This window comes from Arcticibacter tournemirensis, assembly GCF_006716645.1.
Lineage (GTDB): Bacteria > Bacteroidota > Bacteroidia > Sphingobacteriales > Sphingobacteriaceae > Arcticibacter > Arcticibacter tournemirensis.
The window spans coordinates 93,533-111,518 of the sequence record NZ_VFPL01000002.1; the positions used below are offsets into that span (position 1 = coordinate 93,533).

At 43.3% G+C, this 17,986-nt stretch carries 14 protein-coding genes and 1 tRNA gene; 3 read left to right on the forward strand and 12 right to left on the reverse strand.

From position 1 onward, the window contains the following. Nucleotides 1-35: 35 nt before the first annotated feature. From BDE36_RS21985 to BDE36_RS21995, 3 genes are read right to left on the reverse strand one after another with little or no spacing between them, the layout of a single operon-like run. Nucleotides 36-2,594: a phosphocholine-specific phospholipase C gene (locus BDE36_RS21985; protein ID WP_141816706.1), complete on the reverse strand. Its 2,559-nt coding sequence runs from the start codon at nt 2,592-2,594 to the stop codon at nt 36-38. A 20-nt stretch (nt 2,595-2,614) separates the two neighbouring features. Next, nucleotides 2,615-4,108 (reverse strand): SusD/RagB family nutrient-binding outer membrane lipoprotein, encoded by a 1,494-nt coding sequence (locus BDE36_RS21990; RefSeq protein ID WP_141816707.1) that lies wholly within the window; start codon nt 4,106-4,108, stop codon nt 2,615-2,617. Nucleotides 4,109-4,124: 16 nt separating this feature from the next. Further along, nucleotides 4,125-7,313, reverse strand: coding sequence for a SusC/RagA family TonB-linked outer membrane protein (locus tag BDE36_RS21995; protein WP_141816708.1), 3,189 nt, complete (start codon nt 7,311-7,313; stop codon nt 4,125-4,127). 138 nt (nt 7,314-7,451) lie between these two features. Here BDE36_RS21995 and BDE36_RS22000 point away from each other — a divergent pair, with 138 nt between their 5' ends. Then, on the forward strand, nt 7,452-7,643 hold the full coding sequence (locus BDE36_RS22000) for a hypothetical protein (protein WP_141816709.1): 192 nt from the start codon (nt 7,452-7,454) through the stop codon (nt 7,641-7,643). A gap of 89 nt (nt 7,644-7,732) precedes the next feature. Here the strand turns inward: BDE36_RS22000 and BDE36_RS22005 are convergent. The 7 genes from BDE36_RS22005 to BDE36_RS22035 form a co-directional block, all read right to left on the reverse strand. Next, nucleotides 7,733-7,820: transfer RNA gene (locus BDE36_RS22005), tRNA-Ser, on the reverse strand. A 126-nt stretch (nt 7,821-7,946) separates the two neighbouring features. Beyond that, nucleotides 7,947-8,996 carry an asparaginase gene (locus BDE36_RS22010; protein WP_128770786.1) on the reverse strand — a complete coding sequence of 350 codons (1,050 nt, stop codon included), beginning with the start codon at nt 8,994-8,996 and terminating at the stop codon, nt 7,947-7,949. A gap of 51 nt (nt 8,997-9,047) precedes the next feature. Further along, nucleotides 9,048-9,815 (reverse strand): TatD family hydrolase, encoded by a 768-nt coding sequence (locus BDE36_RS22015; protein ID WP_128770834.1) that lies wholly within the window; start codon nt 9,813-9,815, stop codon nt 9,048-9,050. A gap of 86 nt (nt 9,816-9,901) precedes the next feature. Beyond that, nucleotides 9,902-11,800: a molecular chaperone DnaK gene (dnaK, locus tag BDE36_RS22020; protein WP_128770787.1), complete on the reverse strand. Its 1,899-nt coding sequence runs from the start codon at nt 11,798-11,800 to the stop codon at nt 9,902-9,904. A 208-nt stretch (nt 11,801-12,008) separates the two neighbouring features. Further along, nucleotides 12,009-13,031 (reverse strand): FKBP-type peptidyl-prolyl cis-trans isomerase, encoded by a 1,023-nt coding sequence (locus BDE36_RS22025; protein ID WP_235904215.1) that lies wholly within the window; start codon nt 13,029-13,031, stop codon nt 12,009-12,011. Nucleotides 13,032-13,100: 69 nt separating this feature from the next. Further along, nucleotides 13,101-14,075, reverse strand: a complete 975-nt coding sequence (locus BDE36_RS22030; RefSeq protein ID WP_141816710.1) for an FKBP-type peptidyl-prolyl cis-trans isomerase — start codon at nt 14,073-14,075, stop codon at nt 13,101-13,103. A gap of 28 nt (nt 14,076-14,103) precedes the next feature. Continuing rightward, nucleotides 14,104-15,114, reverse strand: coding sequence for a DHH family phosphoesterase (locus BDE36_RS22035; protein WP_141816939.1), 1,011 nt, complete (start codon nt 15,112-15,114; stop codon nt 14,104-14,106). A 117-nt stretch (nt 15,115-15,231) separates the two neighbouring features. Here BDE36_RS22035 and BDE36_RS22040 point away from each other — a divergent pair, with 117 nt between their 5' ends. Then, complete coding sequence (locus BDE36_RS22040) at nt 15,232-15,651, forward strand: nucleoside-diphosphate kinase (protein ID WP_128770789.1); 420 nt, start codon at nt 15,232-15,234, stop codon at nt 15,649-15,651. Between the two features lie 103 nt (nt 15,652-15,754). On the opposite strand, the gene BDE36_RS22045 is transcribed toward BDE36_RS22040, so the two are convergent. After that, a complete protein-coding gene (locus BDE36_RS22045; protein WP_128770790.1) occupies nt 15,755-16,045 on the reverse strand; it encodes a DciA family protein in 291 nt (96 codons plus the stop codon). Further along, entirely contained in the window at nt 16,045-17,142 is a 1,098-nt protein-coding gene (recF, locus tag BDE36_RS22050; RefSeq protein ID WP_128770791.1) for a DNA replication/repair protein RecF, read from the reverse strand. Before recF ends, BDE36_RS22045 begins: the two co-directional genes overlap by 1 nt. Nucleotides 17,143-17,291: 149 nt before the next feature. Here recF and BDE36_RS22055 point away from each other — a divergent pair, with 149 nt between their 5' ends. Next, entirely contained in the window at nt 17,292-17,969 is a 678-nt protein-coding gene (locus tag BDE36_RS22055) for a YfgM family protein (RefSeq protein WP_128770792.1), read from the forward strand. The last annotated feature ends 17 nt before the right edge of the window (nt 17,970-17,986 follow it).

Below are 17,986 nucleotides of genomic sequence, written 5' to 3' on the forward strand. Positions count from 1 at the left end.
CAGCGGGCACGTTCGGCGTACCCGCTGACATATTATTATAGTGTAACTCTGCCCATCAAGGGGTCACTTATACTTCCCTCTCCGCTCTCGACGTGCCCTGCATATCTTTTTCCAAAAGAACTGAACCCTTCAACTTTGATGCTGAGGTCGTACCAGCCGGAACTTTTCTTTAGGTTAACTACTCTGTTCAATGCAGAGGCAGGAGGAAGTACAAGTACGATTTTGTCTGCTCCGTACGATTTATCCTCTACCTCAAGCCTGTAGCTTTTACGCTGACTTTTATTTTTTAAGTTCAGTATGAGGTTCTGACTGATCTTGCTTTTCGAACCGTTTACTCGTTCACAGGAAGTCGAAACCTCTATTTCCGGATCGCTGGTATCTCCATAAAACTCTCTGAAGAAACCGTTGACTCCATACGATCTAAGATTATATGTTCCGTTTTCAAAAGATCCGAGATCCCATTCGTAAGACACTACATCTCCCGCCTTGACTGCAAAAGACCAGTTATGCATTGTCTCATAGTCGTTATCATTCCCAAGCCTGAACTTAACGGGAGAATAGACATTGAAGGCAGCTCCTGCCGACTTTTCGCCAAACACTTCTTTTCCTGCCCTGAAGCTTACAACCACTTTCTTTCGGTCTTTGTTTAAACGCGAGTCGGCGTACAACTCGTATGGAATAGCACATGCCGCGCGAACGCCTTTCTCCTGACTGGGGAGAAGAGACGAAGCCGATGGGTTTTCCCTGACCTGCCTGATCTCTTCTGCGTTAAACGCTTTAAAGTTTCCCGGCAAGGGCTTAAACTGAGCCTCAAATATACCTTCGATTACCTCGTCTCTCTTCAGGAAGGATAGAGGAGCAATGTTCTCCTTGTTTAAAGGTCTGAACACTGAACTAAGATCTCCGCAGACGGTTCGTCGCCAATCAGTAATGTTTGGCTCACGAACAGCTTTACCGGTTTTAGAAGAAAGGAAGTGCTCAAGAAACTGCAGCGAAGAGGTTAGATCAAAGACCTCAGAGTTAACCCATCCCCCTTTTGTCCAGGGTGAAGCAATAACAAGAGGAACACGATAACCGAGACCTATAGGACTCTCACGCCTCGAACCCACATTGTCTGTGCGAGCCTTTTCCTGGTCCATTGTTACCCATTCAGCACGGGTGTCCATGCCTTTTGACACGGCGCCAGTTTCTGGTCTCGCCGAATGGGGCGGCGTAAATGGAGGCATATGGTCAAAGTACCCATCATTTTCGTCGTAAGTAAGTATAAAAATAGTCTTCTTCCAGATGTCGGGGTTCTTGGTCAGAATGTCGAGCGCTTCAGAGACATACCAGGCACCATACCAGGGAGCCCCTGGATGGTCAGAGAAGCTACAGGGTGCTACCAGCCAGGACACCGCGGGAAGCTGGTTGTTTTCGGCGTCAAGCCTAAACTGGTGAAAGATATCTCCTTCTGGCACCTTTACTTCGCGGTTTTCTCCATGCTCCTCGTAACGTATCGTACTTAGCTTGTGGTAATCCGGATCATGTTCATTGGTTACAAAAGCCCTGCGATGGATACTTTTTTCAAAGTCCGGCAGCTTCTCAAAAGCCTCTTTATTGTACGTTTTCCGAGCCTCCATTACTTCCTCCAGGAGGCTTTTCTTTTTATCCAGTTCTTTTGAAATATTGCTGTCCGAGGGCTTACTCTCGAGCTTGTCTTCGAGGCTTTTAATTTCGCCCGGTAAATTATCGGCGCGTTCTTCAAGCCATGCAAGGTGAGCAGGGTGAAAACGTACATGATATTGTTTGTGGAATTCCAGGTTGTTATCCGTAAAATTGGCAAGCCAATTATCCTCCTCGTCGTTAAAACCCACAGGCACACTTAGTTCATTCTGATAAACTTTCCATGAAATCCCCGCTTGTTCAAGCCTTTCAGGGAACGTCGGCCAGTTAACATCCTTGTAGTTGATTTCATGGTTCCATACGTGCGCTTTAGATTTCTCATCATGCGGATTTTCTCTGATTGTTCCGCTCCAGAAATAAGACCGGTTTGCACTGGTGCCCGTGAGGGAAGAACAGAAATGCTGATCGCAGACAGTAAATGCATCCGCAAGCGCATAATAGAAGGGAATATCCTGCCGGTCATAATAACCAAGCGTCAGCGGCATATGCGAATAGTCCTTATTGCCAGCCTTCTTCGCGGTCAGCCAGGTATCAAAACGCCCGTTATTTCGTGCATCTACCTGGTCGCTCCAGGAATGAGGAAGCGATCCCATCCAGGTAGCTTTTGAATTCTTAATATCCAGCCTGAAAGGAGCGAAAGTTTTTCCTTCCGTGTTGGTTTGCAACCAGACCGGATTTCTATTGGGCAATTCGATCGCTCTAGGGTCATTAAACCCTCTGACGCCTTTTAACGCTCCATAACAATGGTCGAATGAACGGTTTTCCTGCATCAGAAAAACGATGTGTTCGGCATCCAGATAGGTGGTTCCAGGATCAGCTTCGATAGCCAGCGCTTTCTGTATTGCAGAAGGGAACACGCTGAAGAGTCCTGCCGACCCGGCTAATAACCCGGCCTTTTTGATAAATTCTCGTCTGGATTCGGTTGTTGTCATGACTTAAATATAAAGAACAATTATTTAATCCACCAGGTCGGCTGATTGATCAGATCTTTTCCTTCTCCAAATTGTCGCCTGATGGCTTCGCTGACATTTGCACTGTTATAGTTGTATTCTGATTGTGGATAGATCCACCTGAACGGAACAGACACTCCCGCCGGTCTCCTGAACGAAGGATAGCCCGTCCGCAGATGATCATAAAAAGATGTCCAGCCGGACTGGAAAAATGACTGCAAATATTTTTGCATCATGATCTGTTCCAGTTTAACTTCTGTAGTTGCTGAGTTTGAGAAGCGGGTCAATGGCCTTTCGAGATAGGACTGCACAACTGCATCTGTAAAATATTGCTTATACTCTTTTGTGTTACTTTCATAGAACTTAAATGACGCTTTTACCCCGCTATCATAATGTAACTTCGCATCTCCGCTAATCCAGCCTCTTACAACCGCCTCTGCAAGTATGAACTCCTGTTCTGCGAACCCAATTAGTACTCTGGGCTCCGTGGTAGGTTCTGAATAATAACGTTCGTTTACTTTCGATACTTTTCCTAATGTCGCCTTCGTGTTTACCTGGGCATATGGTGCTGCCGGATCTCCACCTTCATAGGCGCTAAAGTCGTTTACAGCTTTACCATTCTCTTTTGCAAGCTTTGTTCGAGCAGAGAAAACGAAAAGGCGCGGATCTTGTCTTTCCTGCAGGCGCTGGATGAATGTAGAATCCATATACATCCCAGAACCGAATGAACTAGAGTTAAACTCTGGATAGCGGTTTCCGTCCTGGTCCTTAAAGACAAGCTGCGCATCGTCAGCCTCACTCGCGAAGATTGGTTCGCTGCCGACAATCGAAGCAAAGGAAGAAACAACGTTAAATTCACTGTCGCCCGTCCTTTTCGAAAGGGTTAGTAAAACTTTCATTCTGAAAACGTTAACCAGTTTCCTCCATTTGACGACCGACTTATCATAAATAATATCTCCCTCAATAGCTACCTCGGATGATTTCAGCAAATCATTTGCTTCCGCCAGTTCTTTCAGGATACCTTTAAATACTTGCTTTTGCTCATCGTAAAAGGGCGTCACATGGGTTTGGTCTTTTTCCGCATGTAGCGCATCACTGTATGGGATGTCGCCGAAAGTGAGTGTAAGATTATAAAAATAATACGCTCTGAAAAACTTAGCCAGGGCTATATACCTGTTATCCTCTATTCGCTCAGCCTCTTCCATCATCTTGGTAACATCCCTCAGGTTGCCATAAGCCTCAAAACTCCCCCTTGCCCACTTATAATATTGATTCGCATTTTCTCCATCTGTTTGTACCAGCATTTTATTGGCATAAAGAGGCCCTGTGCCGCCAAAATCCCTGAAAGCGTTCCATTGAATCTTCGTTAGCTGAAATTGGGGATGGGTGGTTGATGCATTATTTGGATCGACATTCATATCGCCGAAATCCTTGCAGGAGCAGAGACCCAGTATTAATCCAAGGATACAAATAGTATTTATTATATGCTTATTCATGACTGTACTTTTTGAATTAGAACTTTACATTGATAGAAACGCCGAGGTAACGCGCTGAAGGATCTTGAAGGTCATTATCATTCCCATAGTCGGGATCGATATACGGAATCTTTTTCCAGACATACAGGTTATATCCGTAAAGAGAAAGATCAAGGTTCTTTACCTTACCAGTGTTGATGATCTTTGCAAGGTCATAGCTTACCGATAATCTTCTCAGCTTAAAATAGGTTCTGTCAAAGACATTGGCGAACTTCTTGTTTTCCGATTCGGTCACCTGGGCCTGATAGGGATAAATCTGCCCCCAGGTTTGCCAGCTTACAGCTCTGGTATTCGGCGCATAGGTTCGGGTATCCGAAGTGATCTTTCCATTTACATCTCTTTCCAACTGTCCTCCTGTTACAATTACCCCCTGCGGCACATACACTGGTTTTCCTGCCTCATATTCGGCATCACGATATTCGACAGAAGCAGGATGTTTTCCGCCCCACCACATTTTCTCTATGGTTACCGATCTTAATAAACCTCCCCATGCGCCGTCAACATCGGCATTAAGCGTAAATCCTTTTATTTTAAACTTATTCTGAACGCCAAGCCTCCAGTCGGGATCAAGGTGCCCCAGCTTCGCAAGATCACGGTCCTTCGTCGGGAGTCCTGTATTAGCATCCAGGATCAGTTCTCCCGCGGCGCTTTTTTGCCATACCGTGGCATAGTAACTATCGGCGCGGTCATTCAAACTCAGATTATTGAATTTAGGCTGTCCTCCATAAATCTCCGTAATCTTCTTTACCGACCGGCTCCAGTTCACTCCTATATCCCACGAGAAATTTCTTCCCTTAAAGGGCCTGGCTCCGGCGATAATCTCTAATCCGTTTGTGATATAATTGTTACCGTTCACGGTTCTTGTAGCAAAGCCCGATGCTTCAGAAATAGTCAGATCGATAATCTGATCTTCATCAAGAATACGATAGTACGTAGCATCGAATGACAACAAGTTCCTGAATAAAGAGAAAGACAACCCTGTTTCAAAGGACGTGCTCGTCTCGGGTTTAATATCCGGATTTACAAGATTACCCGGGTAATAAACGGAAGGCGTAGATTCGTATGTAGTCCCCTTCCGGTAAGTAGGGCTGATTTTATAAGGATCCAAATCACTGGACACCTGGGCCCAGGAGGCGTTCAGCTTGAGATAATCAATCATCCCGGGCATTTTAACATATTCCGATACGATCGTACTTGCTGAAACAGAAGGATAGAAATAGGAGTTATTTTTTGTGGGAAGTGTAGATGACCAGTCGTTCCTTCCGGTAGCATTGAGGTACAATGCTTTGAAAAGGTCAACATTCACAGATGCATATACACTACGAATCGCTTTCTCATTGAACTCATTCGTTGCCTGCACCCGCCCCTGAGTATTATTAAGACTATAAACAAAAGGGACAATTAAACCGTCGGTCGACTGGTATTCCTGACGGTATTGCCTGTTAAAAACAGAAGCTCCGGCATTGACCGTTAATGCGACATCGGAAGTCAGGTTTTTTGAATAATTAGCCAGGAAATCGGCATCCAGATTTTGCTGCGAGTCATCCCATAGCTTATAGTCGCCATTTCTGGAATCTCCGTAATTCATATACGATTTTGGGCTCTTCATATCGGAGAACGATTTATTCTCTCGCAAATTCACTCTTCCCTGTAAGGTAAGGTCGGGAAGTACCTGCCATGATAACTTCAATTGACCTGTTGCTACGTTCCGATCCAGTTTCTGCTCCAGTTCATAAGATGCAAAATAAGGATTGTTATACCACGCGTAATTGTAGTTAGCCTGTCTGAAACCCTCAAACCCGGGAACATACATATGCTCCTTCAGATCTTTTCCGTTTACATCATCTCCCATCCAGATCAGGATGGTGTACATATGATTTTTAGGGCCGTAACCGTAACGCGGGTAATTGGGAGAATACACTTTGTTATAGGATAAGCTGGCATCCAATTGCAGGTTTTTTGCGATATTATAACTCGAATTGAAACTTAGTCCTCCGGTAGAAAGAGAAGTATTCGGAACCTGACCCTTCTGATAAGCCTGCTTTGCAGAAAAATAGAACTGCCCTTTCGCTCCCTTATAACCAACAGAGAAGTTGTTATTCGTTACTATTCCTGTTCCAAGGAAGTCCTTAAGGTTGTCATGCCTTACCCAGTCGATCGGAACTCTTTCATATCGCGCTTTATCATCGTATTTAGTGCCCTTCACATCACCCCACCAGGGTATAACCTCTCCCGTTTGCTTATCCCTGATCGGACTGTTCCATTGTGCTACTTTAATGCCGGTTTCGAACTTCGGTCCCCAGATCATATCGCCATCTGAAACTCCACCATCGGCACCGTCCCAAAATTCATACTTGCCGTTAGAGCCATTTCCATATTCCGTTTGAGTTTCCGGATAAACGGTGAATCCTGCGGTCACCATATTGTTAGTACCGAGATTAATTTCAAGGCCGTCTTTGTTGGCCTTTTTGGTGGTGATAAGTACAGCTCCGTCTTTACCGCGCGTACCATATAAGGCGGCAGCTGTTGTTCCTTTCAACACGTTGATATTTTCAATATCTGACGAAGGAATATCGTAAAAATCGGTCTCCACCGGAACGCCGTCTACAACGATAATAGGCGACCGGCCTCTCAGTGAAAAGGATGGAGCCTGGAACAAGCCAGTTGGGTTATTCACCGTAAGGCCGGCAACCTGCCCTGATAAAGCATTACCCAGATTCATCGTTTTCGCCTCGGCCAGAACCTCTGTTTTTACTTCCTGGGTGGCATATCCCAGTTTCCTTTTCTGCTGCTTTATTCCGATAGCCGTAATGACTACCTCATTCAGTTTTGCAATGTTGTCGCTAAGCACTACATCGATTATGGTTTGACTCCCCACTTTCACTTCTTTCTGCCCGAATCCAATCATTGTAAACACCAACACGGATTGAGGATTCGCCGAGATAGAATATTTACCTTCAGAGTTAGTAAGAGTTGCCGTTTTAGCGCCTTTGACACGTACAGACACACCAGGCATGGCCATTCCGGAAGAATCTTTAACTGTTCCGGAAACCTGACGGACTTCATCAATGGACAAGCGATTTGCCAAAACATTGACCAGACTTCGTCCTGACGCAGCAGACAATAAGCTGCAAATGAGCAAAATGGATAAATAAAAAGCTTTCATGAATTAAAAAATATGATTACAGCGGATGTATTTGCTGGCGCAAACTTAGGAGCAGGCCTTTAACTAAATATTAAGATATTGTTTAGTTTGTACAATAAGGATCGGCAGGATTAAAATCACATGTGAAATTATCGTGTGGTGAAACAAAATAAATACTCAACCATCAGCAAAAGACCTACTGTTCTTTTAATCACCGACCTGGATACGTCTTCCTCTGATTTGGACTATTGGCCTCGCGCCATTCGCGCACCTTTGCTAAACAAGACTATACACAAAGCCCGGCAATGGAGTACGTTAACGAGAATAGGGATAGAGAACGCACTGCAATAGCACTTCAATAATCTAAGACGGATCCATTGAATACAGAAGAGCCTGAAAATCAGACGACTTTCAGGCTCTTTGTTTTATATTAAAACTTGCGGAGAGTGAGAGATTCGAACTCTCGATACCCTTTTGAGGTATACACACTTTCCAGGCGTGCTCCTTAAACCACTCGGACAACTCTCCTTTAAGGAGTGCAAAAATAACAAAATACTTAATTCTAACAGGACGATATTCGCTTTATTTGCCAGAAAAGCAAAAAAACGTCGTTATAAACCTATACAACAATATGTTAAGCCAATAACTCAACCCTCAAAACACAGATTTAGCAGGTGCAGTAACGGGAGTCTTGCTCAATTCACCGCGGATATTGGTTTCAAGAAGATGACTGATCCGTTCAGCTGAATAACCTCTTCCCAGCAAAAACATTAACTTGGTTACGGCAGCCTCATATGTCATATCATAACCGCTGGCAACGCCCATAGCCTTTAGCGGTCTGCTCGTTTCATAACGCCCGAGTTCTACTGTTCCGACCTTACATTGAGAAATGTCGAGCACCACTTTACCCTTATTTATTGCAGTCTCGAGACAGTTAAGAAACCACTTATCGGTATTGGTATTTCCGGCACCGAAAGTCTCAAGTATGATAGCGTCTGCTTTAGAATTCACAATAGCGGCAACAGTCTCCTCACTTATACCAGGGTATAGCTTTAGTACAGCGATGGAATTGCTCAGCTTCTTATGAGCCCTGAAAGTACATTCGTCGCATTTGCGTATGCTAACATCATTAAATCTTAAGTGAACGCCAGCCTCGGCAAGTACCGGGTAGTTTGGCGACCGAAACGCCTCAAATTTGGCAGAGTTGTATTTAAACGCCCTGTTTCCCCTGAAGAGCTGGAAATCAAAATAGATGCATACCTCTGGTACTCTTGCCTTGCCGTTCTGTTTGGCAGAAGCAATTTCCAGGGCCGTGATCAGATTCTCCTTGGCATCTGTCCGGATCTCCCCTATAGGCAATTGCGATCCTGTAAAAATAACCGGCTTATTCAGGCCCTCAAGCATAAAGCTAAGTGCCGAAGCAGAAAAAGCCATGGTATCCGAGCCGTGAAGTATTACAAAGCCATCATATAAATGATAGTTTTTCTCTATAAGATCGGCCAATTCAACCCATACCCGTGGATGCATGTTCGATGAATCAATGATCTCTGCAAAAGAATAAACAGTAATTTCGTAATTAAGTCTTTGAAGTTCAGGAACGTTTTCTGTAATCAGGTTAAAATCAAGTGGCTTCAAGGTACCAGTTATCCTGTCCTGAACCATACCTATTGTCCCCCCGGTATATATAATCAGTACCTTTGTCATCCTACCTTCTCATGTAATTTTTTTGTTAAAGATATAAAAGGAATGCATTAGTCAGATGCCAAAAATGCTTTTTGAATTATTGGTAGTGATTTTTGCGACTTCCTCAAGCGGTATATTTTTAATTTCCGCTACTTTTTTTGCTATGTAAATCAGGTAGCTGCTTTCATTTGGTTTCCCCCTGAAAGGTACCGGACTCAGGTAAGGCGAATCAGTTTCGAGAACGATATGTTGCAGGTCCAGCCCGGCAAGTACTTTATCCAGTCCCGAATTCTTGTAAGTAAGAACGCCCCCAATACCAAGATAAAATCCCAGACCGATAATCTTTTCAGCCTGTTCACCCGTTCCGGTAAAACAATGAAAAATCCCCCTCAGTGTATCATCCTTTTCGTCGAGCAGTATATTGTAAACTTCGTCAAAAGCCTCGCGGCAGTGGATCACAATAGGAAGTTTCCTATTTTTAGCCCATTGGATTTGAGTGCGAAAAGCTTCCTCCTGGATTTCGAGGGTGCTTTTATCCCAGTATAAATCAATTCCAATCTCTCCAATGGCCCAGACCTTCTGTGCTTCGATAGCACGGAAAATAGCCTCCAGTTCAGCGTGATAGTTTTGTTGCACATCGCAGGGGTGGAGGCCGAGCATTGGGAAACAGTACTCAGGATAGTCTGCTACAAGGCCGTTCACGAGAGTTATCGTTTCAGAATTTACATTGGGCAGAAACAAACGGGATACTTTATTCTCCAGGCATCTCTCAAGCAGTTGCTTTCTTTTATCAATATCTGTCTCATAGTATAGGTGCGTGTGTGTATCGGTTAAAATCATTCCGGAGGCAAAACTAAACATTATGCAATAAAAAAGGCCGTTCCTGCAATTAGAAACGACCTTTGAAAATTTATATTATTTATATATTATTTTACTTCTTCAAAATCAACATCAGTAACTGTATCGCCGGTATTACCTGCCTGCCCACTATTGGCGTTTGCGCCAGGCTGTGCTCCAGCATCCTGAGATGCTTTGTACATATCTTCAGATGCAGCATTCCATGCATTCTGCAGTTCAGTCTGTGCTGTGTCAATATCTGCAAAGTTCCTGGCTGAATGAGCATCTTTCAGCTTCTTCAAAGCGCTCTCAATCGGATCTTTCTTATCAGCAGGGATCTTGTCGCCATACTCTTTCAGCTGTTTTTCGGTTGAGAAAACCAATGCATCAGCTGCATTCAGCTTGTCGATCTCTTCCTTGGCCTTTTTATCTGCTTCGGCATTCGCTTCAGCTTCCTGTTTCATCTTCTGAATTTCATCATCAGTTAAACCAGAAGAAGCTTCGATGCGGATTTTCTGCTCTTTGCCAGTAGCCTTGTCTTTTGCAGACACGTGCAGGATACCGTTAGCATCAATATCAAAAGTCACTTCGATCTGAGGCACACCACGAGGTGCAGGAGGAAGCCCGTCTAAATGGAACCGTCCAATTGTACGGTTCTGATTGGCCATCGGACGCTCACCCTGAAGGATATGAATTTCCACAGATGGCTGATTGTCGGATGCTGTAGAGAAAACTTCTGATTTCTTAGTAGGAATGGTTGTGTTAGATTCGATTAACTTCGTCATAACGCCACCCATCGTTTCGATACCAAGAGAAAGCGGGGTAACGTCGAGAAGTAATACATCTTTTACTTCACCCGTTAATACACCACCCTGGATCGCTGCTCCAATTGCAACCACTTCGTCTGGGTTCACCCCTTTTGAAGGTTCTTTTCCAAAGAAGCTCTTAACCGCGTCCTGAATAGCCGGGATACGGGTACTACCACCTACCAGAATAATTTCGTCGATATCGCTTGTGGATAAACCAGCATTCTTCAAAGCAGAACGGCATGGTTCGATGGTACGTTTGATCAGACTCTCCGCAAGCTGTTCGAACTTGGCACGGCTCAAAGTACGCACAAGGTGTTTCGGGCCACTTTGATCAGCTGTGATATAGGGAAGGTTCACTTCTGTCTGGGTAGAGCTTGAAAGCTCAATTTTCGCCTTTTCAGCAGCTTCCTTTAAACGCTGCATAGCCATTGCATCTTTGCTCAGGTCCATGCCATTTTCATTTTTGAATTCAGCGGCTAACCAGTCGATAATAACGTGATCGAAGTCATCACCACCCAGGTGAGTATCACCGTCGGTTGATTTTACTTCAAATACGCCATCGCCCAATTCAAGTACGGATACGTCGTGAGTACCACCACCGCAGTCAAACACAACGATCTTCATATCGCGATGAGCCTTGTCCAATCCGTAAGCTAAGGCAGCAGCGGTTGGCTCATTGATAATACGTTTTACATTCAGACCTGCAATTTCGCCGGCTTCCTTGGTTGCCTGACGCTGCGCATCGTTAAAGTATGCAGGAACTGTGATTACAGCTTCTGTTACTTCCTGTCCTAAAAAGTCCTCGGCAGTTTTCTTCATTTTTTGAAGGATCATCGCCGAAATTTCCTGAGGAGTGTATTTACGTCCGTCGATTTCTACACGGGGAGTGTTATTGTCTCCTTTAGCTATAACATAAGGCATCCGCTCAATTTCACGGCTTACTTCATTATAGCTGTTTCCCATGAAGCGTTTTATAGAGTAGATTGTTTTTTTCGGGTTAGTGATCGCCTGGCGTTTTGCGGGATCACCAACTTTACGCTCACCATTCTCAACGAATGCTACGATAGAAGGTGTCGTGCGCTTTCCCTCGCTGTTTGCTATAACTACAGGCTCATTACCTTCCATTACAGCTACGCAAGAGTTTGTTGTTCCTAAGTCGATACCAATAATCTTTGACATGATATATTTTCCTTTTGCTTGTTCGTAATTAACAATTTACGTTTACTTATCAATGCTTATGCCAAGCCTGGAATTAAATCACTTTGACATGATTCTGACAAGAATAGAGTCAGGATTGAATTGCATAGAAATGACAGGATGACAGATTGAAACATAAAAGCCCCTTTGCAGGGGCCTTTAGTGCTAATAGCTAAATTTTGTAAACTTACTATTTCTTAACCGGAGCTTTCTTTACAGGTGTTGTTGTTTTCTTTGCAGCAGGCTTCTTTGTAGCTGCTGGTTTCTTTGTTGCCGCTGGTTTGGCAGCAGGTGTGGCTGTCTGCGCTTTTTTCGCGGGCTTAACTTTTACAAGTTCTATATCGAATATAAGAGAACTGAATGGCTTTATATCCGCCCCGGCTCCCCTCGGCCCATATGCCAGGTCAGAAGGAATTAAGAAAGTCGACCTGGAGCCTTCATTCAGCAAAAGAAGTCCTTCTTCCCAACCTTTAATTACTTGCCCTTCTCCTAATGTAAGGCTGATGGGCTCATAAGTGCGACCTGGTTGTTCCAGGCCCGCTTGTTTTGCATTAGACTCAATACTTGAATCAAACACCTTCCCTTCAAGTGTGCGTCCGGTGTAGTTCACCAGTACTGTATCGCCAGCCACAGGTTTGCTTTTAACAGAGGGTTGAGTGATGATGTACATCAAACCAGACGCTGTTTTTGTGGGGTTTAGCTTATTATCAGCAATGTATTTATTAAGCGTATTTACCTCAGCTGTTTTTAATGAATCCATTAACCTCTGCTGGGCAGCCATGGCCTGTTCCATGGATTGTACCTTATCTATCCTGATCACGAACTGCAGCGTGCTTCCCTTAGGAAAAAAGGCAGGACGCTGCATTGATGAATCAGCAAACAGCGAATCCGCCGGAATCTTAACCAGGGCACTGTCTTTCTCTGATAGCAAAGGAAAAAAATACATCAGGTCGGTGATATTCTGCGAAGGCTGAACAGCAATGGTTACTGGTCTTCCGGCAGTAAAAGAACTGAAGAGAACAGAATCTTTATCGGTTTTCTGAGTAAAATTAAATGTAATAACGTCGTTCAGCTTAATCTTTGCTCCGTTATTGGGCGTATAAATTTTATACTGAACCTGGTTGGGTAAACGGGTAAACCCGTTGTTGTCCTGCGCAAACGTATACATCGACGCTATCATCAATGACAGCGTAATTATGTTTTTTAGCTTCATACTTAAAGAATTAAGTCAGCCCGGGGATACCGGACTGACTTTTAAATGAATTTATAACAAAGCAATGCTTTATTTCGCTGGTGCAGACGGAGCCGCTGGTTGCGGTGTTGCTGCTACAGGTGCAGGCGCTCCAGCTTTTGGCTTAATAATATCTAAGATTTCAAGATCAAAGATCAAAGGCATATAAGGAGGAATTGCCTGATTGCCCTGTTCTCCGTAACCTAATTTTGAAGGGATAATTAATGATACTTTAGTGCCTTTTGAGAATAGCATCAAACCTTCATCAAAACCAGGGATAGTGTTAGATCCGCCAACAGCTACTTTCATAGGTTCGTAAGGACGCATAGGATTAAATACGTTCTCCTTCTTTGCGACTTCAACTACACTTGTTTCAAAGATCTTACCAGTAAGGAAACGTCCTGTATAGTTTAACTTTACAGTGTCGCCCGCTACTGGTTTCGGGCCGCTTCCCTGCTTTTCAACCACATAGTTCAAGCCAGACGGCGTTACTGTTGGTTTTAAGTCCTTCGACTTGATGTAGTTACTGATCTTTCCGGCTTCCTGGTTTTTAGCTTTCTGAGATTCAGCTTTAAAAAACTGCTCGATCTTTCCGTTGAAGTCAGCATCGCTAAGCTTTCCTTTAGGAATTACTTTATCGATCTTGAATGTAAAGATCATGTACTTGCCTTTGGTATTGGGTGGCTTAGGCATGTTCATCTTCTGCTGTAAAGAGTCGAGGTTAATTTTGAAGGTAGCGCTGTCGCCTTCGCTAAGCATAGCTAAAGCAGCATAGATATCACCTTTAAACGCCGACTTCTGCTCTGCAACAAACATTGGCCTGTCGTAGTCATATGAATTCTGCATTACAGAGTCTTCCTCGGTTTTCTGAATAGCATGTAATGCTATAAAATCACCTTCTTTGATAACAGCACCTTCTTTATCCTCATGGATTATGTACTGCATATCACCCTCTCCTTTTTTAAACTGCTTACAGCTTGAAAATGCAAGTACTGCAAACCCTAAAACAATTAAGTTTTTCTTCATTTTGTTGTGGTTATTGTATTTTTCTGGTTTATTGAATTAAAAGACTTTTATATTCGGGTAAGATTTGTTTGAACCGTTGAATTGTTTCCTGTAATGATTCCGTCGACTGGCCTCCTGCGGCATTCCTGTGACCTCCGCCATTAAAATACTTCTTACAGATTTCGTTGGCCGGAAAATCACCCGTCGAGCGTAAAGAAAGCTTTACCTGGTCTGCCCTTTCAATAATCAATGCTGCGAGCCTGATCCCATTTATGGTCAAGGCATAATTTACAAGTCCTTCAGTATCCCCTGTGGAAATATTGAACTTATGTAATTCGTCTCTCGAAACAGTTATCAAAGCAGTATTGTATTCGGTTAACACTTCGAGCTTCCTGAGAAGGCAAAACCCTAAGAACCTTAAACGATTTTCGGAGAAGTTATCATACACCAACTGATGAATTTTTGCATTTTCTGCTCCTCTCTCGATCAGATCAGCAATGATATGATGAACTCTTGGCGTAGTGGTAGGGAAACGAAAGGACCCTGAATCCGTCATGATTCCTGTATAGAGACAAGTCGCCACGTCTTTATTGATGGTCTGTGGCTCCTCAAGTACGTTTACTATAAACTCATAAACGAGCTGAGCCGTTGCGCAAGCATTTATACTCCAGTACCGGTAATCGTCAAAATCTTCAGGTTCAAGATGGTGATCTATTAATACCTTCTTGCCTTTTGATTCCTGGACATGCTGGCCTAACCCGTTGATACGGGCCAGTGAATTAAAGTCAAGGCAAAAGATCAGATCCGCTTCAGCTACGTATTTCGCCGATTCTTCAGGCTTCTCCGTATAAATTACCACTTCTGGATTATTGGGCAACCATTGTAAGAAAACCGGATAATCTGTTGGAGAAACAACTTTTACGTGATGCCCTTTTTGAATAAGACAATTATATAAACCTAATGATGAGCCTATTGCATCCCCATCAGGTTTATGGTGGGTAGTTATTACAATTTGCTTTGGATCAGCTAATAATTCTTTAAGCGAGGTTAACTCCAGCATCATTCAGTCAAAAGAAATGCAAAGCTATTAAAAACCTTGGGGTTACAAAATGAAAAATTAATTCAAATAGACGTAATTCGCATTAAAAACTTAATTTTGCCGGCAATTAAATCAACCATGGCAACTAACAGAACTTTTACAATGATCAAACCGGATGCTGTAAGTAACGGCTTTACCGGTGCTATTTTAGATGATATTATTAAAGGCGGCTTTAAGCTGATTGCAATGAAGTACACTCATCTTACTTCAGAGACTGCGGGTGCCTTTTATGAGGTGCATAAAGAACGTCCGTTTTATGCCGACCTGGTGAAATTCATGAGTTCAGGTCCGATTGTAGCTGCAATTCTTGAGAAAGACAATGCTGTTGAAGATTTCCGTAAACTTATCGGAGCGACAGACCCGTCTAAGGCTGAACCAGGTACTATCCGCAACAAGTATGCAAAATCAATCGATGCAAATGCGGTGCATGGATCCGATTCTGACGAGAACGCTGCGATTGAAGGAAGCTTCTTCTTCTCGAACCTCGAAAGGTTTTAAAATCAGTATCTGACAACTGTCAGCATCTATTGACACTATTATTTAGCTATCCGCATGAAGCCTAAAGGCTAATTGCTGATAGCTATTTGTTATAGTCGTTTTCCTACATAAAGACAATCTCATCAAGCACTTTGGATCCCGCACGTTCATTCATCTTATCCAGAATCTGTGTGCGGATCATCAGAAGCTCGTTCTTCAAGACGGAGGACTCAACTCTTATAAATAGTTTCCTTTCGCGGATAAACAACTGACTGGTCCGGTTGGCAACTGCCTTACCCATCATTTCCGGCCATGCAGCGATCAGTGCGGTTTCGTCAAACTTACGTTTGAGCTTATAGACGCGAAGCATTTGCTCTATGGCATCCTTCAGCGATTTATCGTTTGTGCGGCGCATTATTTCACGGTCCCTTTTTCTACCTCAAAGATAGTAAGCTCAACTCCAATTGCAGCAAAAATCGAACTAATCCTTTCGCGACTGGTGTCGGTAATAAAAATCTGCCCGAAATCATCATGTGATACCATTTCCATAAGTTTCCTGGTCCTCTTGTCGTCAAGCTTGTCAAAAATATCGTCAAGCAACAGCAGCGGCTTGTAACCCTTTCTCTCCTGGAGAAAACTGTACTGGGCAAGTTTAAGGGCGATAAGGAAGGACTTCTGTTGCCCCTGTGAACCAAATTTCTTCATTGGCATCCCATTTACTGCAAACAGAAGATCATCCTTGTGAATACCTGTACTTGTACGTTCCAATATCCGGTCGCGTTCGGCAGCCTTCTTCAAAAGAACAGAGAAATCTTCGTTTAACAGAGGCGAATCATATATAAGATCTACTTCTTCTGCTCCCTCCGTAAGATGGCGGTAATGCTTATGAAATACGGGGAGGAATGTCTCCATAAAATTGCGCCGCTTTTCAAAAATACGTTTACCTGAAGTAACTAGTTGTTCATCAAAAATAGCCAGAAGCTCGGGATCGTATCTCCCCGTTTCGGCAATACTTTTCAGGAGGGCATTTCTGTTAGTGAGATTTTTATTATATGTTATTAACTCGTCAAGATAATGAATATCGGTTTGAGAGATCACGTTATCGATAAAGCGACGACGTTCTTCGCTTCCCTCTATTATGATACTCACGTCATACGGAGAGATCATTACAAGAGGAAACAGCCCAATGTGGTCTGCCAAACGCTGATACTCTTTCTTGTTGCGTCTGAACTGCTTCTTCTGGTTTCGCTTTAATGAACAGGCAACTACCTCTTCCGAGCCGTCTTTATCAAAAGTACCCTGCAGCATGAAAAAGTCAGCACCATTTCTGATTTGCTGTGAGTCTATAGGATTAAAGTAGCTTTTGCAAAGCGACAAATAATGTACTGCATCCAGCAGGTTGGTCTTGCCTGCGCCGTTATCACCTGTAAAAGCGTTAACAGCAGGGGAAAGATCAAGCCCGCCTTCTTCGTAATTCTTAAAATTTATCAGCGCTATTTTTTTAAGCCACATAAACTACCGCAAAGTTAATCCTTTCCGGGTAAAGCATGCGCTTTGACGATCAGCTTTCAATAATAAAACAGCACTCCTATAAATGTCCATGATTTCCCCTTGACAGTATTCCTTAAAAATGTATTTTTGCAGACTTCAATATAACGCAAATGGCGATTAATCAAAAAGATACTATTACTCACTCTGACAAACCAGGCAATACCAGTAAATTTGTGCAGGAGAATAAAAAAAGTCTGGCATTTATAGGTGGCGCTATAGTAGCTCTTGTACTACTTTACTTTGGATACCAGAAGTTCTATCTGGCCCCACGTGCGGAAAAAGCTTCCAACGAAATGTTTAAGGCAGAAGAATACGTTGCTATAGATTCCCTGTCAGACAGGGCAATCAAAGGCGATGGTTCTTATCCAGGATTCGAAAAAATCGCCGAGGAATATTCCAGCACCAAATCTGCAAATCTTGCAAATGCTTATCTGGGCGGTTTATATCTGCAAAAAGGTCAGTATCAAAAAGCAATTGATGCATTGGGAACTTATAGCAGTACGGGCAGTCCGGTTATCGATCCTCTTGTTTTAGGTATGCTGGGAGATGCTTATACCGAATTAAAAGATTACGATCAGGCGATCACTTATTATAAAAAAGCGGCTGATAAATCGGATAACTCTTTTACTGCTCCTCTTTTCCTTAAAAAAATGGGATTAGTTTACGAAGAGCAAAAAGATTACGAATCGGCTGCTAAGGCATATAACAAGATCAAAGAAAGCTATCCTACAAGCTACGAAGCTGCTGTGGTAGATGCTTATATTGCCAGAGCCGAAGCAAGGAAATAAAGAAGTTGTAAGTTGCG

Bases quoted from the DNA above. Each gene is read 5' to 3' on its own strand.
- BDE36_RS22045 (WP_128770790.1), bottom strand. From the start codon at position 16,045: ATGCGCCGCACAAACGATAAATCGCTGAAGGATGCCATAGAGCAAATG.
- BDE36_RS22010 (WP_128770786.1), bottom strand. From the start codon at position 8,996: ATGACAAAGGTACTGATTATATATACCGGGGGGACAATAGGTATGGTT.
- BDE36_RS22025 (WP_235904215.1), bottom strand. From the start codon at position 13,031: ATGAAGCTAAAAAACATAATTACGCTGTCATTGATGATAGCGTCGATG.
- BDE36_RS22040 (WP_128770789.1), top strand. From the start codon at position 15,232: ATGGCAACTAACAGAACTTTTACAATGATCAAACCGGATGCTGTAAGT.
- BDE36_RS22015 (WP_128770834.1), bottom strand. From the start codon at position 9,815: ATGATTTTAACCGATACACACACGCACCTATACTATGAGACAGATATT.
- BDE36_RS22030 (WP_141816710.1), bottom strand. From the start codon at position 14,075: ATGAAGAAAAACTTAATTGTTTTAGGGTTTGCAGTACTTGCATTTTCA.
- dnaK (WP_128770787.1), bottom strand. From the start codon at position 11,800: ATGTCAAAGATTATTGGTATCGACTTAGGAACAACAAACTCTTGCGTA.
- BDE36_RS21985 (WP_141816706.1), bottom strand. From the start codon at position 2,594: ATGACAACAACCGAATCCAGACGAGAATTTATCAAAAAGGCCGGGTTA.
- BDE36_RS22035 (WP_141816939.1), bottom strand. From the start codon at position 15,114: ATGCTGGAGTTAACCTCGCTTAAAGAATTATTAGCTGATCCAAAGCAA.
- BDE36_RS21995 (WP_141816708.1), bottom strand. From the start codon at position 7,313: ATGAAAGCTTTTTATTTATCCATTTTGCTCATTTGCAGCTTATTGTCT.
- recF (WP_128770791.1), bottom strand. From the start codon at position 17,142: ATGTGGCTTAAAAAAATAGCGCTGATAAATTTTAAGAATTACGAAGAA.
- BDE36_RS21990 (WP_141816707.1), bottom strand. From the start codon at position 4,108: ATGAATAAGCATATAATAAATACTATTTGTATCCTTGGATTAATACTG.
- BDE36_RS22055 (WP_128770792.1), top strand. From the start codon at position 17,292: ATGGCGATTAATCAAAAAGATACTATTACTCACTCTGACAAACCAGGC.